At 29.9% G+C, this 22,909-nt stretch carries 23 protein-coding genes, 1 tRNA gene and 1 pseudogene; 18 read left to right on the top strand and 7 right to left on the bottom strand.

The window, feature by feature from the left end; genetic code table 11:
- Nucleotide 1 precedes the first annotated feature (1 nt).
- Nucleotides 2-1,339 (top strand): amidophosphoribosyltransferase, encoded by a 1,338-nt coding sequence (purF, locus tag SR63_RS00560; RefSeq protein WP_002866352.1) that lies wholly within the window; start codon nt 2-4, stop codon nt 1,337-1,339.
- A 2-nt stretch (nt 1,340-1,341) separates the two neighbouring features.
- On the opposite strand, the gene fliI is transcribed toward purF, so the two are convergent.
- Both fliI and folE read right to left on the bottom strand, forming a co-directional pair.
- Nucleotides 1,342-2,727 carry a flagellar protein export ATPase FliI gene (gene fliI, locus SR63_RS00555; RefSeq protein ID WP_002854283.1) on the bottom strand — a complete coding sequence of 462 codons (1,386 nt, stop codon included), beginning with the start codon at nt 2,725-2,727 and terminating at the stop codon, nt 1,342-1,344.
- Nucleotides 2,727-3,299, bottom strand: coding sequence for a GTP cyclohydrolase I FolE (gene folE, locus SR63_RS00550; RefSeq protein ID WP_002825654.1), 573 nt, complete (start codon nt 3,297-3,299; stop codon nt 2,727-2,729). Before folE ends, fliI begins: the two co-directional genes overlap by 1 nt.
- A gap of 143 nt (nt 3,300-3,442) precedes the next feature.
- Between folE and tig the strand changes: the two genes are divergently transcribed.
- The 10 genes from tig to SR63_RS00500 all read left to right on the top strand — a co-directional run bounded on the left by tig (nt 3,443) and on the right by SR63_RS00500 (nt 12,224).
- Nucleotides 3,443-4,777 (top strand): trigger factor, encoded by a 1,335-nt coding sequence (gene tig, locus SR63_RS00545; RefSeq protein WP_002877155.1) that lies wholly within the window; start codon nt 3,443-3,445, stop codon nt 4,775-4,777.
- Complete coding sequence (gene clpP / locus SR63_RS00540) at nt 4,777-5,361, top strand: ATP-dependent Clp endopeptidase proteolytic subunit ClpP (protein WP_002806309.1); 585 nt, start codon at nt 4,777-4,779, stop codon at nt 5,359-5,361. The genes tig and clpP overlap by 1 nt, the downstream gene beginning before the upstream one ends.
- 35 nt (nt 5,362-5,396) lie before the next feature.
- Nucleotides 5,397-5,924, top strand: coding sequence for a peptide deformylase (gene def / locus SR63_RS00535; protein ID WP_002851936.1), 528 nt, complete (start codon nt 5,397-5,399; stop codon nt 5,922-5,924).
- Nucleotides 5,921-7,426, top strand: coding sequence for a YifB family Mg chelatase-like AAA ATPase (locus tag SR63_RS00530; protein WP_147498322.1), 1,506 nt, complete (start codon nt 5,921-5,923; stop codon nt 7,424-7,426). The genes def and SR63_RS00530 overlap by 4 nt, the downstream gene beginning before the upstream one ends.
- Before the next feature lies 1 nt (nt 7,427).
- Nucleotides 7,428-8,126 carry an NYN domain-containing protein gene (locus tag SR63_RS00525; RefSeq protein WP_002826913.1) on the top strand — a complete coding sequence of 233 codons (699 nt, stop codon included), beginning with the start codon at nt 7,428-7,430 and terminating at the stop codon, nt 8,124-8,126.
- Complete coding sequence (locus tag SR63_RS00520) at nt 8,110-9,480, top strand: bifunctional ADP-dependent NAD(P)H-hydrate dehydratase/NAD(P)H-hydrate epimerase (protein ID WP_002877156.1); 1,371 nt, start codon at nt 8,110-8,112, stop codon at nt 9,478-9,480. The genes SR63_RS00525 and SR63_RS00520 overlap by 17 nt, the downstream gene beginning before the upstream one ends.
- Entirely contained in the window at nt 9,471-10,037 is a 567-nt protein-coding gene (gene purN / locus SR63_RS00515; protein WP_002866343.1) for a phosphoribosylglycinamide formyltransferase, read from the top strand. The genes SR63_RS00520 and purN overlap by 10 nt, the downstream gene beginning before the upstream one ends.
- Before the next feature lie 71 nt (nt 10,038-10,108).
- On the top strand, nt 10,109-10,828 hold the full coding sequence (locus SR63_RS00510) for a TerC family protein (RefSeq protein ID WP_002851673.1): 720 nt from the start codon (nt 10,109-10,111) through the stop codon (nt 10,826-10,828).
- A complete protein-coding gene (locus SR63_RS00505; RefSeq protein WP_002857271.1) occupies nt 10,821-11,030 on the top strand; it encodes an alkylphosphonate utilization protein in 210 nt (69 codons plus the stop codon). The genes SR63_RS00510 and SR63_RS00505 overlap by 8 nt, the downstream gene beginning before the upstream one ends.
- Nucleotides 11,031-11,039: 9 nt before the next feature.
- The gene (locus tag SR63_RS00500; RefSeq protein ID WP_002866342.1) at nt 11,040-12,224 is read left to right on the top strand and encodes a metallophosphoesterase; all 1,185 of its coding nucleotides are present in this window, start codon (nt 11,040-11,042) and stop codon (nt 12,222-12,224) included.
- 12 nt (nt 12,225-12,236) lie between these two features.
- Here the strand turns inward: SR63_RS00500 and SR63_RS00495 are convergent, their stop codons facing one another.
- A complete protein-coding gene (locus tag SR63_RS00495) occupies nt 12,237-13,595 on the bottom strand; it encodes a hemolysin family protein (RefSeq protein ID WP_002860995.1) in 1,359 nt (452 codons plus the stop codon).
- A gap of 98 nt (nt 13,596-13,693) precedes the next feature.
- A complete protein-coding gene (locus SR63_RS00490; protein WP_002866340.1) occupies nt 13,694-14,893 on the bottom strand; it encodes a putative transporter in 1,200 nt (399 codons plus the stop codon).
- Nucleotides 14,894-15,085: 192 nt separating this feature from the next.
- On the opposite strand from SR63_RS00490, the pseudogene SR63_RS00485 reads away from it, so the two are divergent.
- The 5 genes and pseudogenes from SR63_RS00485 to SR63_RS00465 all read left to right on the top strand — a co-directional run bounded on the left by SR63_RS00485 (nt 15,086) and on the right by SR63_RS00465 (nt 19,966).
- Nucleotides 15,086-15,216 (top strand): annotated as a pseudogene (locus tag SR63_RS00485) (hypothetical protein).
- Entirely contained in the window at nt 15,213-16,217 is a 1,005-nt protein-coding gene (locus tag SR63_RS00480; protein WP_002877159.1) for a Fe(3+) ABC transporter substrate-binding protein, read from the top strand. The pseudogene SR63_RS00485 and the gene SR63_RS00480 overlap by 4 nt, the downstream one beginning before the upstream one ends.
- Nucleotides 16,217-17,833 (top strand): ABC transporter permease, encoded by a 1,617-nt coding sequence (locus tag SR63_RS00475; protein ID WP_002866338.1) that lies wholly within the window; start codon nt 16,217-16,219, stop codon nt 17,831-17,833. The genes SR63_RS00480 and SR63_RS00475 overlap by 1 nt, the downstream gene beginning before the upstream one ends.
- Complete coding sequence (locus SR63_RS00470) at nt 17,817-18,725, top strand: ABC transporter ATP-binding protein (RefSeq protein ID WP_072238660.1); 909 nt, start codon at nt 17,817-17,819, stop codon at nt 18,723-18,725. The genes SR63_RS00475 and SR63_RS00470 overlap by 17 nt, the downstream gene beginning before the upstream one ends.
- 35 nt (nt 18,726-18,760) lie before the next feature.
- Complete coding sequence (locus SR63_RS00465; protein WP_002866336.1) at nt 18,761-19,966, top strand: saccharopine dehydrogenase family protein; 1,206 nt, start codon at nt 18,761-18,763, stop codon at nt 19,964-19,966.
- A gap of 27 nt (nt 19,967-19,993) precedes the next feature.
- On the opposite strand, the gene sodB is transcribed toward SR63_RS00465, so the two are convergent.
- Nucleotides 19,994-20,656 carry a superoxide dismutase [Fe] gene (gene sodB / locus SR63_RS00460; protein ID WP_002851662.1) on the bottom strand — a complete coding sequence of 221 codons (663 nt, stop codon included), beginning with the start codon at nt 20,654-20,656 and terminating at the stop codon, nt 19,994-19,996.
- A 268-nt stretch (nt 20,657-20,924) separates the two neighbouring features.
- On the opposite strand from sodB, the gene SR63_RS00455 reads away from it, so the two are divergent.
- Nucleotides 20,925-21,107 carry a hypothetical protein gene (locus SR63_RS00455; RefSeq protein WP_002851904.1) on the top strand — a complete coding sequence of 61 codons (183 nt, stop codon included), beginning with the start codon at nt 20,925-20,927 and terminating at the stop codon, nt 21,105-21,107.
- Between the two features lie 135 nt (nt 21,108-21,242).
- Here SR63_RS00455 and SR63_RS00450 read toward each other — a convergent pair.
- Nucleotides 21,243-21,317: transfer RNA gene (locus SR63_RS00450), tRNA-Glu, on the bottom strand.
- 147 nt (nt 21,318-21,464) lie between these two features.
- Here SR63_RS00450 and SR63_RS00445 point away from each other — a divergent pair.
- Nucleotides 21,465-22,028 carry a manganese efflux pump MntP family protein gene (locus SR63_RS00445; protein WP_002851996.1) on the top strand — a complete coding sequence of 188 codons (564 nt, stop codon included), beginning with the start codon at nt 21,465-21,467 and terminating at the stop codon, nt 22,026-22,028.
- Here the strand turns inward: SR63_RS00445 and miaA are convergent.
- Entirely contained in the window at nt 22,014-22,883 is an 870-nt protein-coding gene (gene miaA / locus SR63_RS00440) for a tRNA (adenosine(37)-N6)-dimethylallyltransferase MiaA (protein ID WP_002866335.1), read from the bottom strand. The genes SR63_RS00445 and miaA overlap by 15 nt on opposite strands.
- Nucleotides 22,884-22,909 lie beyond the last annotated feature (26 nt).

Genomic DNA, 22,909 nt, shown 5'->3' with positions numbered 1-22,909 from the left:
AATGTGTGCAGTTGTAGGAGTTATCAATTCAAAAAATGCTAGCACTTATGCGTATTATGCGCTTTTTGCTATGCAACACCGTGGGCAAGAAGCAAGTGGTATCAGTGTAAGCAATGGTAAAAATATTAAGACTATTAAAGCCAAAGGTGAAGTGAGTCAAATTTTTAATCCTGATAATCTAAAAACTTTAGAGGGTGAAATCGCTATAGGGCATAATCGCTATTCTACAGCAGGAAATTCAAGTTTAAATGACGCTCAGCCCATAGCAGCTACTTCAGTTTTAGGTGATATTGCTTTAGCGCATAATGGAAATTTAGTCAATAAAGAAGAGGTAAGATCAAGACTTATTCAAGATGGGGCTATTTTTCAAACCAATATGGACACAGAAAATGTTGTCCATCTTATCGCAAGAAGTAAGCAAGAAAGTCTAAAAGATAGATTTATTGAGAGTTTAAAAGAATGTATAGGAGCTTATTGTTTTGTTTTAGCAAGCAAAGATAAACTTTATGTTGTAAGAGATCCTCATGGGGTGCGTCCTTTGTCTTTAGGGCGTTTAAAAGATGGAGGCTATATAGTTGCTAGTGAAACTTGTGCTTTTGATCTTATAGAGGCTGAATTTATTCGTGATGTTAAACCAGGAGAAATGCTTATTTTTACTCAGGGAAATGATAAATTTGAAAGCATAGAACTTTTTTCTCAAACTCCTAGAATTTGCGCTTTTGAATACATTTATTTTGCTAGACCTGATAGCATAGTAGAAGGCAAAAGCGTGTATGAAGTGCGTAAAAAAATGGGCGAAGCTTTAGCTAAAAAATTTGCTTATAAAGCAGACTTTGTCGTGCCTGTGCCAGATAGTGGAGTAAGTGCAGCTATAGGTTTTGCTCAATATTTACAAATCCCTCTTGAAATGGCAATAGTAAGAAATCATTATGTAGGAAGAACTTTTATAGAGCCAACTCAAGAGCTTAGAAATTTAAAAGTAAAATTAAAGCTTAATCCTATGCGTAAAGTTTTAGAAGGCAAAGAAATAGTAGTCATTGATGATAGCTTGGTGCGTGGCACTACTTCTAAAAAAATAATTTCTTTACTTCGTGCTGCAGGAGCGAGCAAAATCCATCTTGCCATAGCTTGTCCTGAAATCAAGTTTCCTGATACTTATGGCATAGATACTCCAACTTTTGAAGAACTTATCAGTGCAAATAAAAATACTGAAGAAGTGCGTGAATATGTAGAAGCCGATACGCTAAGTTTTTTAAGTATAGAAGAATTAACTCAAAGCATAGGCGATGAAAGAAAATATTCTTTAATCAGTTTTGATGGAGATTATTTTATTAAATAATTTTATTTTAAATTAGGATTAGGCAAGGTTGCACTTGCACTTCCTACATTTATATTTTGAGTTGGTGGCAAAGGAGTATTTGGTGTATCAATTTGACTTAAAAGCTCTAAAGTTTGATTAAATTCAAAGCTTTCTTCAGGATTTTGGCCTAAGAATTTTTGCATAAATTCTTTTTTAGAAATAGCTTCATCAAGTTCTTTATCACTTCCTTTCTGATAAGCACCGATGCGAAGCAATACTTCATTTTCTTTTAAAAGCGAGTTTAAACGCTTAAATTTTCTTGCCCAAAGTTTATGCTCAGGACTTATAATGTCACTCATTACCCTTGAAGCAGAGTTTTGTATATTAATAGGAGGATAAATTCCAAAGTCTGTTAATTCACGACTTAAAACAATGTGTCCATCTAAGATAGAACGACTTTGATCGGCGATTGGATCACTCATATCATCGCCATCCACCAAAACGGTAAAAAAGGCCGTTATAGTGCCTTTACCTTCTTCTTTACCCGTTCTTTCCATGAGTTGAGGCAAAAGACTTAAAACACTTGGTGGATAACCTTTGGTTGTAGGAGGTTCTCCAAGAGCTAGTCCTATTTCTCTTTGCGCCATAGCAAAACGTGTTACACTATCCATGATAAAAAGTACATCTTTACCTTGTTCTTTAAAGTATTCTGCCACACTCATTGCGCAAAAAGCACCGTATTTACGCATTAAAGCACTATCATCACTTGTAGCAACAATAATCACTGTATCATCGAGCTTTCCACCTAAATTTTTTTGTATAAATTCAGGAATTTCACGCCCCCTTTCTCCTATGAGTGCCACTACCTTTATAGGAGCTTTGGAATTTTTAACTATCATTCCCATAAGAGTGGATTTTCCTACTCCGCTTCCTGCAAAAATACCAAGTTTTTGCCCTACACCACAAGTTAAAAGTGCGTCTATGGTTTTAACACCCACGGGAAAAACTTCTTCTATAAGCCCTCTTTTCATCGCATCAATAGGTGCACGCATTATAGGCATATATTTACTTACTTCTATAGCTCCTTTACCATCTTTTGGACGCATAAAAGGATCTACTACCCTGCCTAAAAGTTCATCGCTAACGCCTATTTGCATACCTGCATCACTTATGAAAGCACGATCGCCTATTTTAAAACCCTCTATAAAAGAAAAAGGGCTTAAATAGCTAAATTGTTCTTTGATTTCTACGACCATAGCTAGAGTGTTTAAATTTTCATTTTCATTGGAAACTAGCTTCACTATATCTCCAACCCCTGTTTTAAGCCCACGAATTTCTATACTCGTAGCAGAAATTTTTGTAATCTCTCCAAAAATAGCACTTAAATTTTCTTTGCCAAGTTTGGAGCGTAGTTTTTCAAGATTCATTAAAATCTTACCTGTTTAGCAGAGTTTATGAGAGAAAAAAATTCTTCTCTAGTTTTTTCATTTTTTAAGAAAATTCCACGCAAAGCTGAAGTTGTAGTGGTGGAATTAGCTTTTTGTACTCCACGCATTTCAACACACATATGTCTTGCTTCTATGACTACGCCAACACCTTTGGCATCGACATTTTCCATTAAAGCTTGTGCGATTTGTTCGGTAAGTTGTTCTTGAATTTGAAGTCTTCTTGCAAACACCTCTACAAGGCGTGGAATTTTGCTTAAACCCACTACTTTTTTATTAGGAATATAGGCTACATGAGCACGCCCAAAAAAAGGTAAAAGATGATGTTCGCAAAGACTATAAAATTCTATATCACGCACTAAAACCATTTCATTATTAGAGCTTTCAAATAAAGCGTCATTTAAAATTTCTTTGACATTTTGTGTATAACCACTAGTAAGAAATTCATAAGCTTTAAAAACACGATTTGGTGTTTTAATCAGTCCTTCACGATTTGGATTTTCTCCTATAATTTCAAGTATGGTTTTAACACAATCTTCAAATTTTTTTTGCAAATTTTTCTCCAAAAAATATTTTTATATTTTAATAATAATGTAATATTGCAATTTTATCATAAATTACTTTAAAATTTTATGCAAGCAATAAGGAAAAATTTGCTATCATTGAAAGCAAATTTTATTTTATAAGGAAAAAAACTATGGAAGTAAAGGCAAAGCAACTAGATTCTGTTAATGCGACTGCTAGTGTAAAAATTCCTTCAGGAATGATCAAAAGTGAAGTAGAAAATTTAGCAAAAAAAGCTTCTAAAAGTGTAAAAATGGACGGTTTTAGACCAGGAAAAGTTCCTGTAAGTGCTGTACTTAAAAGATATGAAAGAGAACTCACTCAAGATGCAGAACAAAATCTTTTTAAATCCGCTGTAAATAGTGCTTTACAAGAACTTAAAAAAGAAAGTAAAGAGCTTGTAGGTGAGCCATATTTTGAAAAATTTGATCGTAAAGATGGAGAAATTATTGCTGAGTTAATACTTTCTTTTAAACCTGAAATTAAACTTGATGGTTATGAAAAACTTATCCCTGAATATCAAACTCCAAAAGTAAGTAAAAAAGAAATTGATGAGAAAAAAGATGAACTTTTAAAGCGTTTTGCTACTCCTGAAGCTATAAAAACAAAAAGAGCTTTAAAAGAAGGTGATTTTGCAAAATTTGATTTTGAAGGTTTTGTGGATGATAAAGCTTTTGAAGGTGGTAAAGCTGAAAATTATGTTTTAGAAATTGGTTCTAAGCAATTTATTCCAGGTTTTGAAGATGGTATGGTGGGAATGAAAATAGGTGAAGAAAAAGATATCAAAGTAACTTTCCCTAAAGAATACGGTGCGGCGCATTTAGCGGGTAAAGATGCAGTATTTAAAGTAAAACTACATGAGATTCAAGAGCTTAAAATTCCAGAACTTGATGATGAAATGCTTAAAAAACTTTTACCAGGAGAAGAAAAAGCTAGTGTTGAAGTTTTAGATGAAAAATTAAAAGAGCAAATCAAAAATGAAAAACTTTTCAAACTTGTAAATGATGAATTAAAAGGCAAATTTGCAGATGCTTTGATTGAAAAATATAATTTTGATTTACCTAAAGGCATAGTAGAACAAGAAACTGATATGCAAATGCGTGCGGCTTTTAATACTTTTAGCGAAAAAGAAATTGAAGAGCTTAAAGCAAGTAAAGAAAAATACCAAGAAAAACGTGATTCTTTTAAAGAAGAAGCGCAAAAAAGTGTAAAACTTACTTTTATCATTGATGAGCTTGCAAAATTGCGTAAGATTGAAGTAAATGATCAAGAATTGATTCAAGCGATTTATTTTGAAGCATATCGCTATGGTATGAATCCAAAAGAGCATTTAGAAAACTATAAAAAACAAGGAGCTTTACCTGCTGTGAAAATGGCTTTGATTGAAGAAAAACTTTTTAATGATATTTTTATGCCAAAAACAGAAAAATCGGAAAAAGCGAGCAAAAAAGAGAAAGAAGATAAATAATGTTTATTCCTTATGTTATTGAAAAATCTAGTCGTGGTGAAAGAAGTTATGATATTTATTCACGTCTTTTAAAAGATAGAATTATTATGTTAAGTGGTGAAATTCATGATGAACTTGCTGCTTCTATCGTAGCACAACTTCTTTTTTTAGAAGCTGAAGATCCTACAAAAGATATTTATCTTTATATTAATTCTCCAGGTGGTGTAATTACAAGTGGTTTTAGTATTTATGATACTATGAACTATATCAAACCTGATGTTTGTACGATTTGTATAGGACAAGCTGCTTCGATGGGAGCATTTTTGCTTAGTTGTGGCGCAGAAGGAAAACGCTTTGCTTTGCCTAATTCACGCATTATGATTCATCAACCTTTAGGTGGAGCTAGAGGTCAAGCCACAGATATTGAAATTCAAGCCAAAGAAATTTTAAGACTTAAAACTATACTTAATGATATTTTGGCAAAAAATACTAAGCAAAAAGTTGCAAAAATAGCAAAAGATACAGAAAGAGATTTTTTCATGTCAGCACAAGAAGCTAAAGAATATGGGCTGATTGATAAGGTTTTGGAAAAAAGTTTTAAATGATTTCTTTGGAGATCATTTAAAACAAAGGTTTTTTAATGGTTAGAAAAATTATCACTTATCCTAATCCTAGACTTTTTTTAAACTCTGAAATTGTAAATAAATTTGATACAGAACTTCACACCTTGCTTGATGATATGTATGAAACTATGATAGCAAGTAATGGAGTAGGTTTAGCGGCTATTCAAGTGGATATTCCTTTGCGTGTTTTACTTGTAAATATTTTTGATGAAAATGATGAACAAAAAAAAGAAGATTTGCTAGAGATTATCAATCCTGAAATTATTCCTTTAGATGAAGAAATGATCACTTGTACCGAAGGGTGTTTGAGTGTGCCAGATTTTTTTGAAGAAGTGAAACGCTATAATCATATCTTGCTTAAATATCAAGATCGCTTTGGAGAATTTAAAGAACTTGAAGCAAAAGGTTTTTTAGCTGTGGCTATTCAACACGAAAATGATCATTTGAATGGACATTTATTTATAGAAAAAATTTCTTTTGCTAAGCGTCAAAAATTCGATAAAGAATTTAAGAAAAAGAAGAAAAATCATAAAAAAGAGAAATGAAAAAACTAAAGTGCATAAGCTTTCATGAAGGCTTAGACATTATAGAGGTAGAATCCACTTTTACAAGAGGTTTGCCAAATTTAAGCATAGTAGAACTTGCAAGTGTAGCGATTAAGGAAAGTGTCGAACGCATCAAAGCCACACTTTTAAGTTGTGATTTTGCTTTTCCTGCTAAAAAAATTACTATCAATCTTAGTCCTTCAGGCATCCCAAAAAAGGGATCGCATTTTGATTTGGCTATCGCTTTATTAATCCTTTTGCAAAATGAAGAATTAGATGACTTTTTTGTAGTAGGAGAATTAGGACTTGATGGAAGTATTAAAAGCACAAATGAGCTTTTTTCTTTGCTTTTGTTTCTCTCTGCTAAAATTAAAAAAGCTAAAATTGTTGTTCCAAAAAGTATAGCACAAAAAGCTTCCATGATACCAAATTTAGAGGTTTATGGACTTGAAAATTTAAATGAAGCAATAGAGTTTTTTAAAGAAAAAAATTATGAAAATTTTCGTTTTTCTCACAATCATCCTTTATTCACAAGCCCTTTACAAATAGAAAATGAAATTTTTTTACAAAATATGGATTTTAAACTTGATTTTAAAGATATCAAAGGACAGGAAAAAGCCAAAAGAGCTTGTATGATAGCTGCTTTAGGTATGCATAATATCTTATTTGAAGGAAGTCCAGGAAGTGGTAAAAGTATGTGTGCTAAACGCCTTGTTTATATCATGCCTCCTCAAAGTTTAAGTGAAGTTTTAATGCAAAATGCTTATATGTCTTTAGATTCAAAAGATTGTGAATTTACTAAAATTCGTGCTTTTCGTCATCCTCATCATACTTCTACAAGAGCAAGTATTTTTGGCGGAGGAACAAAAAATGCTAGAATTGGAGAAGTCGCACTTGCAAATGGTGGAGTATTGTTTTTTGATGAATTTCCACATTTTAACAAGCAAATCATAGAGAGTTTAAGAGAGCCTTTAGAGGATCATAAAATTCATATTTCAAGAGTAAATTCTAAAATCACTTATGAAACAAAATTTAGCTTTATAGCTGCCCAAAATCCTTGTCCTTGCGGAAATTTATTTTCTAAAAATCTTTCTTGTGTTTGTAGTGAAAATGAGATTAAAAAATACAAAAATCACATTTCAGCTCCTATTATGGATAGGATTGATCTTTATGTAGCTATGGATGAGATCAGCAAGGATGATAAAACGAGTATAAGTTCTAAAGAAATGAGTGAAAAAATTTTACAAGCTTTTATTTTTGGTAAAAAACGAGGGCAAAAAGAATTTAATGGGAAATTAAAAGATGAAGATTTAAGTCGTTTTTGTGTACTAGAAAAAGATGCCAAAGATACGCTAGATTTAGCAATTTCACGTTATAATCTTTCTTTGCGATCGCTTAATAAAATTTTAAAAGTTTCAAGAAGTATAGCGGATTTAGAACAAAGTCTTAATATTAACAAAACCCATATTTTAGAAGCTTTAAGCTTTAGAGCAAGGAATTAAAATGGAAAATAAAAGTATAGCTATCTTTATAGATGCAGAAAATATCCCTGCAAAATACGCTAAAAGTATTTTTGATATCGCTTCAGATTACGGAGAGGTTATCATTAAACGCATTTATGGGGATTGGACTCAAAAAAATATACAAGGTTGGAGAGAGCAAATTGCTGAATATTCTTTAATCGCTATGCAACAATTTAATTTTGCAGCCAACAAAAACTCAAGCGATATGTATTTAATCACTGAAATCATGTCCATATTTTATGAAAAAAACATAGATATTTTTGTTATTGTTTCAAGCGATAGTGATTATACTTCACTCATTCAAAAATTAAGAGAAAATAAAAAACAAGTTATAGGAATGGGGCTTGAAAAGTCTATAAAATCCTATGTAAATGCTTTTAGTGAATTTTTTTATTTAGATAAAGATGAGAGTAAAAAAGAAGATATTTTAAGTAAGGATTATTTAAGAGCTTTAATCAATATCACCGAACAGCTTATCGATGAAAAAGGGCGCGCTGAATACGCACAAATCCGCACTAATATGAACCGCAAATACTCGGATTTTCATCCGCAAAATTATGGTTTTAAGAATTTTCGTGCTTTGATCCAGAAATTTTTACCCAAAATGAAAAAATTTGAAGAAGAAAGAGAAAAAAATATATATTTTTTGGTGAAAAAAGATTATGAAAGCTATTATTGATAATATAAAAATTTTAGAACAAAATGCTATAAATAAAGGCTTAGATGAGCTTATTTTAATGGAAAATGCAGGATTAAATTTAGCCAAGCTGATTAAAAAAGAAGCTAAAAAAATTCGCATTCAACGCAAGATTAAAAAAGTAAAAATACTTTTTTTATTAGGTGGGGGTAACAACGCTTCAGATGGCTTGGTGGCTTTAAGAAATTTAAAACACGCTAAAGCTTATAAAATAGGCTTTAAAGAAAATACGCTTTTTAAAAAACAAGAGCAAATTTTACAAAATTATGCTTTTAAATTTTGCCAAAAAGAACCTGATTTTAAGAAATTTCATATTATTATTGATTGTATTTTAGGCACAGGTTCAAATCGTTGTTTAGATGAAAAAACAAGTTTAATCATTCAAAAAGTTAATCAAAGCAAAGCTTTAAAAATAGCTTGTGATATACCTACAAATTTGGGATTTTATCCTTGTTTTAAAGCTGATATTACACTTTGCATGGGAGCTTTAAAGGAAATTTTACTTGAAGATTTTGCTAAGGAATTTGTAGGAAGGATTAAAATAGCCAATTTAGGCATTAGCTCTAAGAAATTTTACCCTAATTCTCAAGCTTTTTTGCTTGAAAAAAAAGATTTAAAAACTATAGATAGAAAAATCAACGCCAATAAAGGAAATTTTGGCCATATTTATATAGTTGCCAATGTAAGTGCTGGAACTTTAGCAGGACTTGGAGCCTTAAATTTTGGAGCAGGTCTTGTTTCTTTAGTAGCACAAAAAAGTTTCTCGCCTCTTTTGATGTTAAAAGAAAAAATTGAAAATAATGCAAGTGCTATTGCTTTAGGTATGGGGCTTGAAAATTTGGATTTTCTAAAAGATGAAATTTTGCAAAACACTCCTTTGATCTTGGATGCAAACTGCTTTTTAAGTGAAGCTTTGCTTTGGTATTTAAACAGAAAAGATGTTGTTATAACCCCTCATCCAAAAGAATTTATAAAACTTTATAAAATGTGCTTTGATGAGAATTTAGATATAGAAACATTGCAAAAAAATCGCTTTTTCTATGCTAGAAAATTTTCACAAAATTATGATTGTGTTCTTGTTTTAAAAGGAGCAAATCCTATTATTGTGCAAAAAGAAAAATTATTTGTTGTAAATTTAGGAAATCAAGCCTTAGCTAAAGGTGGGAGTGGAGATGTTTTAAGTGGAATGATTGCTGCACATTTAGGTTTTGGTTTTAGTGCTTTAGAAGCAGCAAAAAATGCTACTTTAGCTCATGGACTTGTTGCAAAAAAATATAAATTTAATAAAAATAGCTTTGACGCTTTAAAACTTATCAAAGGATTAAAATGCTTGTAAAATTAGCTGTACTTTTTAGTGGAAATGGAAGTAATTTAGAAAATATTTTAGAAAAACTTCATAAAAAAACCATAGGGGAAAATACCTATGAAGTAGTACTTTGCCTTTGTAATAAAAAAGATGCTTTTGGTATACAAAGGGCAAAAAAATTTGGTCTTGATACTGTCATTGTTGATCATAAGGCTTATAATACTCGTGAAGAATTTGATACGATTTTGGTACAAAAAATCAAAGAAAGTGGAGCAAATCTTACTGTATTAGCAGGTTTTATGAGAATTTTAAGTCCTGTTTTTACAAAAAATATTAAGGCAATTAACCTTCATCCTTCTTTATTACCCCTTTTTAAAGGAGCACATGCGATTAAAGAAAGTTATGAAAGTGATATGAAAGTGGCTGGTGTGAGTGTGCATTGGGTCAGTGAAGAACTTGATGGTGGAATGATTATAGCTCAAAAAGCTTTTGAAAAAAGAAATTTGAGTTTTGAAGAATTTGAAGAAAAAATTCATAGCCTAGAACATGAAATTTTACCCTTAAGTGTGATTGAAATTTTTTCTTAAAGAATTAAAGGTATTTGCTTTAAAACTATAAAATATCGCTTTAAAAAATTTTAAAATTTTCAAGGAAATTTATGTTTGAATGGATATTTAGTATTGATGCTTGGATTACTTTAGCTACTTTAAGTGCTCTTGAAATTGTACTAGGGATAGATAATATCATTTTTTTAGCTATTTTAGTAAGCAAACTACCCCCTGAACATCGTGATAAAGGACGTATCTTAGGTTTAGCTTTTGCAATGATTACAAGAATTTTACTTCTTTTATCTCTTTTTTGGGTGATGAAACTTGTAACACCTTTGTTTAGTGTATTGGGCAATGAAATTTCAGGAAGAGATCTAGTTCTTTTACTAGGTGGGCTTTTCTTGATTGTAAAGTCTATTAAAGAAATTAAAGAGCAAATTTCTCATCAAGAAGAAAGTCAAAGTCATTTTAAAGCAAGCAATAAACTTTGGATAGTTGTAGCTGAAATTGCTGTGATTGATATAGTATTTTCACTTGATAGTGTTATTACCGCAGTAGGAATTGCTCAAGATGTAACCATCATGATTATCGCTGTTATTATCGCAGTAGCTGTGATGCTTTTTGCTTCTAAACCTATAGCAGATTTTGTTGAAAAATATCCAAGCATTAAAATTTTAGCCTTAGCTTTTTTGGTGTTAATAGGCGTAGTTTTAGTTGCTGAAAGTTTTGATATTCATATTGATAAGGCATATATTTATACCGCTATGGCTTTTGCTTTAGTGGTGCAAATTTTAAATATTTTAGATCAAAGAAAGGAAAAAAATGGCTAAAGACGCTAATGGAACAGAACTTAACGCAGGTGATAGCGTGAGTGTGATAAAAGATCTTAAGGTTAAAGGTGCAAGTACAACTTTAAAACGTGGAACTACTATAAAAAATATTAAGCTCACTTCTAAAGAAGGTGAAATTGAGGCTAGAGTAGATAAATTTGGCGTTATTGTTTTAAAAACTGAATTTTTAAAGAAAATCTAGGCAAAGAATGTGCGAATCTTACTTGTTTTAAGAGGGAATTATTACGCAGGACAAGAAGAATTTATCAAAAATAATAAACTTCAAAATTATACACTTGATTTAAATGCTTTGCGTCTTTTATCAGGAAGCGTTAAAAATATAGTCAGTGAATATAAAATTTTAAATGTTAAAAATGATGAAGATTTGAGTAAAATTTTACTCAAACTTCTAGAAATGCGTATGCAAAAAGGTGAGTTTTGCATCATAAATGCTTACAATGAAACATTAAAAATTTACAAAGACTTAGCTAAACAATATCGCTATAAAATGTATGTTATTGTTTTTGATAACTCTTTAAAACAATGTCAAGAAAAAAATCTTTTAGAAGCTAAAAAAAATGGATATATCATCCCTTATGCTCTTTTGGAAAAAACTCAAGATTTACTCAAAAAAAATCCAAAAAAATACCCAATTTTAGACTCGAGCGACTGGAAAAAATGTCTTTACCAAATGCCAAATTTAAGCAAATATAAAAAAATTCATCATATAGGAGATTTACAAGGTTGTTATAGTGTTTTAAAAGAATACATTAAAACAATCAAAGAAGATGAATTTTATATATTTTTGGGAGATTATATCAACAGAGGTATAGAAAATGGCAAAGTAATAAAATTTCTTTTAAAAATTTGCGAAAAAGAAAATGTATGCTTATTAGAAGGAAATCACGAAAGACATCTTATAAAATGGGCTAATGGAGAATTGTCAAATTCCAAAGAATTTAATGAAAATACTTTAAAGGATTTTAGAAAAGAAAAACTTACTCCAAGAGATGCTAGAAAACTCTATCCTCATCTAAAAGAATGTTTATACTACAAATTCCAAAATAAATTCATATTTTGTTCACATGGAGGAGTAAATTTTATACCCTCCAAACCTGAAAAAATAAGTTTTATACCAAGCCATGATTTTATTTATGGTGTAGGTGGATATGAAGACAGTCAAAAAATAGCAAATCAATTTTGTAATTTCACCTCGGACAATCTTTATCAAATCTTTGGACACAGAAATAAAGAAAAACTTCCTATGAAAATAGCCAAAAGAGTATTTTTATGCGAGGGTAAAATAGATGATGGTGGATATTTACGCGTAGTTACACTAGATAAAAAAGGTTTTGAGTGTATAGAAATTAAAAACCAAATTTACAAAAAGAAATAAGCCTAAAGAGGCTTATTCTTCATCTTTATTTGTTTTTTTAACCACCTTAACACGCTCTATAGAATTCCCATCCATTTTTTTAACTTCATAGTAACAAAGTTCATCTTCAATGCGATCTCCTACTATAGGCAAGCGTCCTAAAAGATTAAATACATATCCACCTATAGTAACTTGTTCTAAATCCTCATCATAGTTTATTACAAGCATTTCTTCAACAGTTTCTATATCGCATCGTCCTTGAAATTCATAGATATTTTCAGCAAGTTTTTTATAGCTGTCTTCTTCATGCTCGCTTTTAATTTCGCCAATAATTTCTTCCATGATATCTTCCATGGTTAAAATTCCAGCAGTTCCACCATACTCATCAACTACTAATGCAGTATGAGAGCGTTCTTTATTCATCATTACAAGTACTTTTGAAATACTGATATTTTCAGGAACTAAAATCAAAGGTTTAACAAAAGTATCTAAATTTTGACTTTTATGGCTTAATTCATTTTGTATTATATCTCGTATGTGTATCATCCCTAAAATAGTATCTTTAGAACCGTCAATATAAGGAAAGCGAGTATGTTTATGTTCACAAATGATTTGCATATTTTCTTCGTAACTTTTTTGTTTATTTAGACAAATCATATCTTTTCTAGGAGTCATAATCTCTTTAGCAACAGTATCTGAAAAATCAACAGCATTGCGTATGATCTCTGTTTCAAATTCATCTAAAACTCCACCTTTTTGACTCTCACTTGCTATGATTTTAATTTCTTCTTCGCTATGAGTTAGCTCGCTTTCTTTAGCAGGTTTTATTCCAAAAAGTTTCAAACTTATAGCTGCTAAAAAATCGAAAATTTTAATACAAGGCAAAAAGAGTATCCAAAACCAATGAAGAGGTCTAGCTATAAATAAAACCGCTTTATCTGCAACTGCAATAGCTATACTTTTTGGCACAAGTTCTCCTAAAACCACATGTAAAAGAGTAATAATACTAAAAGCAATAATAAAAGCTATAGTATGGATAATAACAGTGCTAAAACCAAGATTAATAAGCGGAATTTCTAGCATTTTTGCAATAGCAGGCTCACCTATCCAACCAAGAGCTAGAGAACTTAAAGTGATTCCTAATTGACAAGCACTAAGATAAGTATCAAGTCTTGAAGTAACCTCCAAAGCTTTCTTGGCACCAGCTTTTTTTTCTTTTACCATCTCTTCAAGCTTGGAACGACGTACTTTAACAATACTAAATTCAGACAAAACAAAAAAACCATTTAAAAACACTAGAGCAAGTGCAACAACAACCATAAGTATAGAATATCCTGCATCAAAAGATGCTGTAGAAGTTTGGTTTAAATCCAAAACCTGACTGGGGTCCAATGAAGCTCCTTAAGAAATAAAATATTATTAAACCTTATTATACACAATTAAAAGTAAATTTAATATTTGAATTTTTTCTTGTATTTTATAAGAAAAAACTAAGACTTATAAGAAATATTTTTCTCAAATTCTTTTAAACGCTTATATATACTTCTAAGTTGAGTGATAGTTGTCCAGTTTGTGATAAAAACACTAAAAGAGCTTCGTACTTGATCAAAAGCATTGTTAATCTGCATTACAATACCAAGTCCTATAGCTCCGGCAAAAAGCCCTGGTGCCATGATTAAAAATGGCACTATAACTATCATTTGCTCAAATAAAATGAGCCAAATATTAAAATATCCATAATGTAAAAAAAGTCTTTTATAGTTAAATTTAAGCCCTGTAAAAAGCTCTATCATAGTCTCATTTTTAGCGTATTCTTTGCGATTATCCTCAGCATAAACAAGCTCTTTTCTAAAAGCTGCTTCAGCTTTTTGATTGTTATATTCAAGTCCAGGAAGCTTAATACCTACAAACCACGACACAACCAAGCCTCCTAAAGAAATCAAAAGTGCAATATAAACAAGCAAACCATCAATGTTTTTTAAAAAATAAAAAGAAGAATTTTCGCTTAAATTTGCAAATAAAGCTTTACTCACAACATCACTTAAACTCCATAAAATCGGGATAAATGCTACAAGGGTCATCAAAGCTTTTATAAAACTAAGTCCTAAACTCTCTACGATTTTAGAAAAATTATAAGTATCTTCTTGAATTCTTTGCGAACTTCCTTCTATATTATCATCTTTATTTTTCCAAAATTTTAAATAAGAAAAAGTCATAGCCTCACGCCACTTAAAAGCATAGACGCTAGCAAAATAGATATTAATCGTAGCGATTAAAACATAAGGAATAGCAATAGCCAAAAAAACTAAAATCAAAGCATAAAAATCATTTGCTGAATAATTTGGCTTTTCAATCATAGCCCTAGAGTTGAAAAAATATTCTAATAAATTTTGATAATAATACAATGCACCTTTATTGATAAAATTAGCTTTTTGGAAATTTTGTTCAGCTCTTTGATTAGCCTCTTGGATTAAAGTGGTATTATTTTCAAGATTTTCTTCTATTTTTTGCGTAGAATTAGAATCCAAAAGTTCTATTTTTGGCTTTTGTAAAACATTGTAAAAATCACTATACCATGAATTGATTGCAACATTTAAGCTTGTTTGTATATATAAGAAAAATAACAGTAAAAAAAGCCCCAAATAAGCCCATAAAGCCCATTTTTTACTTGCAAAAAATGAAGAAAACATGCTACCACCTTTTAAAAGAAAAATTTTAATCAACTTTATTTAATCAAGAGTTTATTAAAAATCATAAATTTATCAACACATGTGTCAAAAATAAACCTCTTTATTCTTTAAAGAAATATAAAAATATAAAGATTACGTCATATTTACTTTTTAATATTAATATTTCTTATCAAAATATCTAAAAAGGAATTAATGTCTATGAAAAAAATAATTTTATTTTTACTATGCGTTGGCTTTGCTTTTGCTTGCTCTGAACATTCTCATACTGATTTTAAAGATCTTAATAAAACCGAGTATAATTCTCAATAAAGGATAAAATATGAAAAAAATCTTCTTTATGTTTTTAACAGCTTTTTCATTTTTAGGTGCTAGTGAGCTTAATATTTACTCAGCAAGACATTATGATGCTGATTTTGAAATCATCAAAAAATTCGAAGAAAAAACAGGCATTAAGGTTAATCATACTCAAGCCAAAGCTTCAGAACTTATTAAAAGGCTTTCTCTTGAAGGAAGTAATTCTCCTGCTGATATTTTCATCACAGCTGATATTTCAAATCTTACAGAAGCTAAAAATTTAGGACTTTTATCCCCTGTTTCATCAAAATATTTAGAAGAATTTATACCTGCTCATTTAAGGGATAAGGATAAGGAATGGTTTGCGATCACAAAAAGAGCAAGAATTATTGCTTATAATAAAAACGCAAATATTGACATTAGCAAAATGAAAAATTATGAAGATTTAGCAAAAGCTGAATTTAAAGGAGAAATTGTTATGAGAAGTGCTACAGCTCCTTATAGCAAAACTCTTTTAGCATCTATTATAGCTAATGACGGAAATAAAGAGGCTAAAGCATGGGCTAAAGGTGTGCTTGACAATCTTGCGACAAATCCAAAGGGTGGAGATAGAGATCAAGCCAGACAAGTATTTGCAGGCGAAGCTAAATTTGCAGTTATGAATACTTATTATATAGGGCTTTTAAAGAATTCTAAAAATCCAAAAGATGTAGAAGTGGGGAATTCTTTGGGTATTATTTTTCCTAATCAAGACAATAGAGGAACGCATATTAACATTAGCGGTATTGCTATGACAAAATCAAGTAAAAATCAAGATGCGGCTAAAAAATTTATGGAATTTATGTTAAGTCCTGAAATTCAAAAAATTCTTACTGATAGTAATTATGAATTTCCTATAAGAAATGATGTAGAATTAAGCCAAACGGTAAAAGATTTTGGAACTTTCAAAGAAGATCAAATTCCTGTGAGTAAGATAGCAGAAAATATTAAAGAAGCTGTTAAAATTTACGATGAAGTCGGTTTTAGATAATGTATAAAACCCTAAAATACTATAAACTCGGGGCAATTTTACTTGCCCTTTTTCTTGTTTTGCCTATTTTTGGTATTTTTGCTGAACTTTTTTATATTTTATTTCAAAATTTTAATACAAGTGATTTAACCCAATTTTCATCTATTAAAGAAAATTTGAGTCATTTTTTTGATTATTTATTTTTAAAATTCATCAAAGATACTTTTATAATTAGCGTGGGAGTATTGTGTTTAAGCTTGATTTTGGGTGTGAGTTCTGCTTATTTGATCGCAAATTATGATTTTTATTTCTGTAAAATTTTAGAAAAATTACTCATTTTACCCTTGGCCATACCTGCTTATATTTTAGCCTTTGTTTATGTGGGAATTATGGATTTTCAAGGATTTTTTCATGAAAATTTTGGCTTTAGGATAGATTTTTTCAATCATTATGGTGTTATTTTTGTTTTGGCTATTTCTTTATATCCTTATATTTATTTATTTGCTAAAACAGCTTTTAAAAGTGAAGCTAAAGAGGCTTATGAAGTAGCTAAAATCATGAAATATTCCGAATTTAGAATTTTTACACGCGTGGCACTTTTGAGTGCAAGACCTGCCATTTTTTCTGGAGCTTTATTGGTTTTAATGGAAACTTTGAGTGATTATGGTGCAAGTGCTTATTTGGGAGTAGATACTTTTTCGGCTGGAATTTTTAAACTCTGGTATGATTTGAATGATTCTTATTCTTCTAGTGTTTTATCGGGTATTTTAATGCTTTTTGTATTTTTGATTATGTATGTGGATTATTATTATAAAAATAAACATCATTATAGTTTTAATCAAAATTTAGCTCTTTTTATCAAAAAAAGAAAATTAAATCCTATTAAACAAATTCTATCCTGTATTTATTGTTTTATGATTGCTTTTGTAGGTTTTATTTTACCTTTTATTTGGCTAGTTTATTGGGGGTTAAAAGATCATAAGCTTTTTGAATCACAATTTTATATTATCAGTTTTCAAACTATAATCTTAGCTTTAGTCACTGCTTTAATTACCACTTTTTTAGCTTATTTTTTGATGTTTAGTTCTAGGATAGTTAAAAATCATTTTTTTAATTTATTTATTTTAAAAATAAGTTCTTTGGGTTATTCTATACCTGCTGCTGCTTTAGGGATTAGCATTATAGTGCTTTTTGTATTTTTGGATAAAATTTTTCATATGAGTTTATTAGGAAATTCTTTACTTGTTCTTGTTTTTGCTTATGTAATTCGTTTTTTAGCGAGTGCAATTTATTCTTTAGAAGGAGGTTATAATAAAATTCATCTAAATATTGATGAGGCAAGTTTAAATTTAAGAACGAGTTATTTTATTTTATTTTTTAAAATTCACACACCTTTAATGAAACATTTTTTATTTTTGGCTTTTATTATTGTTTTTATTGATACGATTAAAGAACTTCCTTTAAGTAGAATTTTAGCGCCTTTTGGCTTTGAAACTTTAAGTGTTAAAGCTTTCTGGTTTGCAAGTGATGAAAGAATTTATGATGCAGCTTTGCCTTCCTTGTTTATCGTTTTTCTTTCTTTAATGGTTGTTGTTTGGATGGATAAAATCACAAGGAAAGATGATGTTAGAAATTAAAAATTTATCTAAAAATTTTGGAAAAATACAAGCTTTAGAAAATATCAATCTTCATGTCAAAGAAGGAGAATTTTTAAGCATTTTAGGAGGTAGTGGAAGCGGAAAAAGCACGCTTTTAAGGATTATTGCTAAGCTTGAACAAGCTAGTTCTTATGATTTGTTTTCTTGCAAAGGTGAAGTGGCTTTGATGTTTCAAAATTATGCTTTATTTCCTCATTTAAATGTTGAGAAAAACATACTTTTTGCACTTTACGATAAAAAAGATAAAAATCAAATTTTAAATCATTTGCTTAAAACTTTTGAAATTGAAGATTTAAGATATAAAAAAATCGATGAAATTTCAGGAGGGCAAGCGCAAAGAGTGGCTTTTGCTAGAGCTATAGCAAGAGGATGTAAGCTTTTGCTTTTAGATGAACCTTTTTCTAATTTGGATCAAAATTTAAAACAGGATTTAAGAAGAGAATTGAAAAAAATAATAGAAAATCAAGGCATTACGGCTATTATGGTAACTCATGATATTGAAGATGCTTATTGTATGTCTGATCAAATCGCTTTTTTAGAAAAAGGAAAAATTTTAGCTCATGCAAATCCTAAAGAGCTTTATTTTAAGCCTGATTTTAAAAGTGCGCAAATTTTACCTGATTTAAATATCATAGAAAAAAAACTTGATTTAGAAGATGAATTTTTTGCTTGGATAGCTTCAAAAAATTATATTTTTGGTTATGCAGAACTTAAAATAGGAAATCGCTTTGAGGCTAAAATTTTACAAAAAGAATTTTTAGGGGCTTTTTATAGACTTAAGTTAAGATATAAAAATATAGAATTTTTTATGTTATTAAGCTCAAATTATAACTTAGAAGAAAAAATAAATTTTGATATTATCAATTTTTAGCTAAAATTCCTAAAAATCTTTTAAGGACAAATTTCATGAAAAATCTTTTAATCATAGGCGCAGGTGGGGTAAGTCGTGTGGCTACTGCAAAATGCGCAATGAATTCTGATACTTTTAGCAAAATCACTTTAGCTAGTAGAACAAAAAGCAAATGTGATGAAATCGCTGCTTTTATCAAAGAGCGTTTAGGGGTTCAAATTGAAACGGCGCAAATTGATGCTGATGATAGCAATGCGGTTGTAGAACTTATCAAGAAAACAGGAGCACAAATTTTACTCAATGTTGCTTTGCCTTATCAAGATTTGAGTTTAATGGATGCTTGTATAAAAGCAGGGATTGATTATGTAGATACGGCAAATTACGAGCATCCTGATTTAGCTAAATTTGAATACAAAGAGCAATGGGCGAGAAATGACGAGTTTAAACAAGCAGGAATTTTAGGACTTTTAGGAAGTGGATTTGATCCTGGTGTAACTAATGTTTTTTGTGCTTATGCACAGCAAAATTTATTTGATGAAATTTCTTATATAGATATTTTAGATTGCAATGCAGGTGATCATGGCTATGCTTTTGCGACCAATTTCAACCCTGAAATCAATCTACGTGAGGTTTCTGCTAAAGGGCGTTATTGGGAAAATGGCAAGTGGATAGAAACGCAGCCGATGGAAATAAAAATGGAGTGGGATTATCCAGAAGTAGGCGTAAAAGATAGCTATTTGCTTTATCATGAAGAACTTGAAAGCTTGGTAAAAAATATCAAAGGTTTAAAAAGAATACGCTTTTTTATGACCTTTGGACAAAGTTATTTAACTCATATGAAATGCCTTGAAAATGTTGGAATGCTAGGGATTAAACCTGTGATGCACCAAGGAAAAGAAATCATTCCTATAGAATTTTTAAAAACCTTGCTTCCTGATCCTGCGAGTTTGGGGCCACGCACTAAAGGTTATACCAATATAGGTTGTGTGATTCGTGGTAAAAAAGATGGAAAAGACAAGCAAGTTTATATTTATAATGTTTGCAATCATGAAGAATGTTACAAAGAAACTGGCGCACAAGCTGTGAGCTATACTACAGGTGTTCCTGCTATGATAGGTACGAAATTAATCGCTAAAGGAATTTGGCAAGGAAAAGGCGTGTTTAATATGGAAGAATTTGACGCTAAGCCTTTTATGGAAGAGCTGAATTCTCAAGGACTTCCTTGGAAGATTATCGAAATGACTCCGAGTTTAGGAGAGTAAAAAAGGCATCGTTTTGATGCCTTTAAATTATTTTACAGGGTGAAGTTCATTTGCATAAAAGCTAACTGATCCCATGCCTTCTTTTAAAGCCCATTCGTAAGCTTTTGCAACAAATTCCCAATTAATATGAGCATAGAATTTCTCTAAATAAGCAGGGCGTGCATTACGATGATCTACATAATAAGCATGTTCCCAAACATCTACAACAAGCAAAGGAACTTTATCTTCAGTAATTGGTGTAGCTGCGTTTGAAGTACCTACAAATTCTAGTTTTTGATTTTTAGTATTATAAACTAACCAAAACCATCCTGAACCAAAAACTCCTGTAGCACCTTTGATGAATTCAGCTTTGAAATTTTCTAAAGATCCAAATTCTTTTTCTAGTGCCGCTTGTAAATTAGCATCTATACTTTGACATGAACCGCCACAGCCACAGCCTGTACTTGGCTTAATGCAATCAAAATAAAAATCATGATTATAAACTTGAGCTGCGTTATTAAATACGCCCCCATTTGAAGTTTTGATAATACTTACAAGATCTTTACCTGCAAATTCAGTATCTTTAATAAGATTATTTAGATTTGTAACATAAGTATTGTGATGTTTTCCATGATGATAGCTAAAAGTTTCAGCACTCAAAAAATCACCAAAAGCATTGGTATCATAAGGTAATTTTCTTAATTCAAACATAATTTCTCCTTTATTTTTAGTTTGATATTGAAAATATTACCATAATAATATTAAAAAGAGTAAAAATATCTTAAAAGCTTAGTGGGTAAAATTTCTATTTATTTAACCTAAATAAAATAAGATACATTTATAATATATTTTAATAATAATTTAAATATATATAAAAAAATTATATTTTTTTGAAATATTTTTACAAAAAATATCTATTTGTTGATTTTTAATAATTACAATTAATTTGCAACTAAAAATTATTCATAAGGAGGAAAATATGAAAAAAGTTGTACTAATCTCAGCATTACTAGGTGCTTTCGCAGCTAATGTTTTTGCAGCTAATACTCCAAGCGATGTGAATCAAACACATACAAAAGCTCATCATTCAAAAGCTAAAGCTGATAAAAAACATGAAGCTAAAACTCACAAAAAAACAAAAGAGCAAACACCAGCTCAATAATGCCCAGCCTTGATATAAGTCTATAATAGACTTATATCAAAAGCTATTCGTATTCTACAAAATAAATTATTAATATTTATTAAATTTTAATAGAAAAAATGAAAAAATCGTTATTTTAAAAGAAAAATTAAAAAGTGGTGACCCATACGAGACTCGAACTCGTGTTACCGCCGTGAAAGGGCGATGTCCTAACCGCTAGACGAATGGGCCACTTTTAAGGAGTAAAAAATAAAAATGAAATTGAATTATATATATTTATTTCTTAAAATTTAATTAAATATATCAAAATTATGTGATTTTTATCTTTGTTTGATTATAATTTCATCTTCAATTTTTTATAAAATTTTAGGATTTATTATGGATTTTTATAGTCTTATTTTTTTATCCTGTGCTTTAGGAATGGATGCTTTTGCTGTATCACTATGCAAAGGTTTTAGTGTTAAAAAACTACATTTAAAACATTATCTTATTGTTGGAATTTATTTTGGTGGATTTCAAGCCTTGATGCCAACTATTGGTTATTTTATAGGCATAACTTTTGCATCTTTTATTGCGAGTATTGATCATTGGATAGCTTTTATTTTACTTTCTTTAATAGGATTAAAAATGATCAAAGAGTCATTGGAAAATGAAAATTGCGATAGTAATGCCAATCAATTTGGCTTTAAAACCATGCTAGCTTTAGCAATTGCTACGAGTATCGATGCACTAGCAGTTGGTGTGAGTTTTGCATTTTTAAATGTAAATTTATTATTAGCTATATTTTTAATAGGTATTATCACCTTCATTTTATGCATCATTGCTCTAAAAATAGGAAATAAATTTGGAATTTATCTTAAAAATAAAGCTGAACTTTTAGGCGGATTGGTTTTAATTATATTAGGAGTAAAAATTCTAATAGAACATTTATTTTTCGATTGAAAATTTCATTCTTAAAATAGCTAAAGCTTTATCAAATTCCAAGGCTTTACTTTGAAATTTTTTATTAAAAGTTCTTTGTCTTTTGGCAAGTTGTGTAGTATGTATCGTGATTAAATTTTCAAGCTCTTTAAAGGAAATTTCTCCATCTAAATATTCTTTACACTCTTTCAAACCTATAGAATTTAATGCTTTAAGTTTATGATCAAATTTAGAAAAAAGAATTTTTGCTTCATCTAAAAGTCCATTATCAAGCATTTCTTTTGTTCTAGTTTTAATACGTTTTTTTAAAATTTCTTTATCCCATGCAAGCTCATAAATTTCTATATCTTTAAGCACCCCAGTTTTTTGTGTTCTTTTTAAAAATTCACTAGGAATTTCTCTTGTTTGTTCATAAATACCCAGCCATTTTTTTAATCTATAAGTATCATTTTTTTCTATTTTATAGTTTGGATCAATATTTAATAAAAGAGCATAAATTTCATCGTTATTTAAAGAACTCTTTGACTCTAAGGTTTTTTCACTTAAACCATCTATCATAGTTTTTAAATAAAATCCAGTTCCACCTACTATAATTAGAGGTAAATTTCTAGCTAAAGCAAATTCTTTTGCTTTTTGATATTCTCTTATGAATAACTCAACATTAAAATGTTCATTCACGCTCAATAAATTTACCCCAAAGTATTTTATACTCGCAAGATCATCTTGTGAAGGCTTGGCACTTGCTATATTAATCTCTTTATAAACACAAAGACTATCAAGACTTAAAACAACAGCATCAAATTCTCTTGCTAAAGTATTGGCTATGTATGTTTTTCCACTCGCGGTTGTTCCTATTAATGCTATTTCAAAAAACATTTTAATATTTATCCTAAAATTTATAA

It is taken from the genome of Campylobacter sp. 2014D-0259, from assembly GCF_008000505.1.
GTDB lineage: Bacteria > Campylobacterota > Campylobacteria > Campylobacterales > Campylobacteraceae > Campylobacter_D > Campylobacter_D jejuni.
The sequence above is the reverse complement of the archived record's forward strand: the minus strand, read 5'-3'. Positions and strand labels throughout refer to the sequence as shown.

Coding starts and splice junctions, on each gene's coding strand:
- SR63_RS00455 (WP_002851904.1), top strand. CDS start 20,925: ATGAAAAAAGTTGTACTAATCTCAGCATTACTAGGTGCTTTCGCAGCT.
- sodB (WP_002851662.1), bottom strand. CDS start 20,656: ATGTTTGAATTAAGAAAATTACCTTATGATACCAATGCTTTTGGTGAT.
- miaA (WP_002866335.1), bottom strand. CDS start 22,883: ATGTTTTTTGAAATAGCATTAATAGGAACAACCGCGAGTGGAAAAACA.
- fliI (WP_002854283.1), bottom strand. CDS start 2,727: ATGAATCTTGAAAAACTACGCTCCAAACTTGGCAAAGAAAATTTAAGT.
- SR63_RS00470 (WP_072238660.1), top strand. CDS start 17,817: ATGATGTTAGAAATTAAAAATTTATCTAAAAATTTTGGAAAAATACAA.
- purN (WP_002866343.1), top strand. CDS start 9,471: ATGCTTGTAAAATTAGCTGTACTTTTTAGTGGAAATGGAAGTAATTTA.
- SR63_RS00530 (WP_147498322.1), top strand. CDS start 5,921: ATGAAAAAACTAAAGTGCATAAGCTTTCATGAAGGCTTAGACATTATA.
- purF (WP_002866352.1), top strand. CDS start 2: ATGTGTGCAGTTGTAGGAGTTATCAATTCAAAAAATGCTAGCACTTAT.
- tig (WP_002877155.1), top strand. CDS start 3,443: ATGGAAGTAAAGGCAAAGCAACTAGATTCTGTTAATGCGACTGCTAGT.
- SR63_RS00525 (WP_002826913.1), top strand. CDS start 7,428: ATGGAAAATAAAAGTATAGCTATCTTTATAGATGCAGAAAATATCCCT.
- SR63_RS00505 (WP_002857271.1), top strand. CDS start 10,821: ATGGCTAAAGACGCTAATGGAACAGAACTTAACGCAGGTGATAGCGTG.
- def (WP_002851936.1), top strand. CDS start 5,397: ATGGTTAGAAAAATTATCACTTATCCTAATCCTAGACTTTTTTTAAAC.
- SR63_RS00510 (WP_002851673.1), top strand. CDS start 10,109: ATGTTTGAATGGATATTTAGTATTGATGCTTGGATTACTTTAGCTACT.
- SR63_RS00520 (WP_002877156.1), top strand. CDS start 8,110: ATGAAAGCTATTATTGATAATATAAAAATTTTAGAACAAAATGCTATA.
- SR63_RS00490 (WP_002866340.1), bottom strand. CDS start 14,893: ATGTTTTCTTCATTTTTTGCAAGTAAAAAATGGGCTTTATGGGCTTAT.
- SR63_RS00475 (WP_002866338.1), top strand. CDS start 16,217: ATGTATAAAACCCTAAAATACTATAAACTCGGGGCAATTTTACTTGCC.
- SR63_RS00480 (WP_002877159.1), top strand. CDS start 15,213: ATGAAAAAAATCTTCTTTATGTTTTTAACAGCTTTTTCATTTTTAGGT.
- clpP (WP_002806309.1), top strand. CDS start 4,777: ATGTTTATTCCTTATGTTATTGAAAAATCTAGTCGTGGTGAAAGAAGT.
- SR63_RS00445 (WP_002851996.1), top strand. CDS start 21,465: ATGGATTTTTATAGTCTTATTTTTTTATCCTGTGCTTTAGGAATGGAT.
- SR63_RS00465 (WP_002866336.1), top strand. CDS start 18,761: ATGAAAAATCTTTTAATCATAGGCGCAGGTGGGGTAAGTCGTGTGGCT.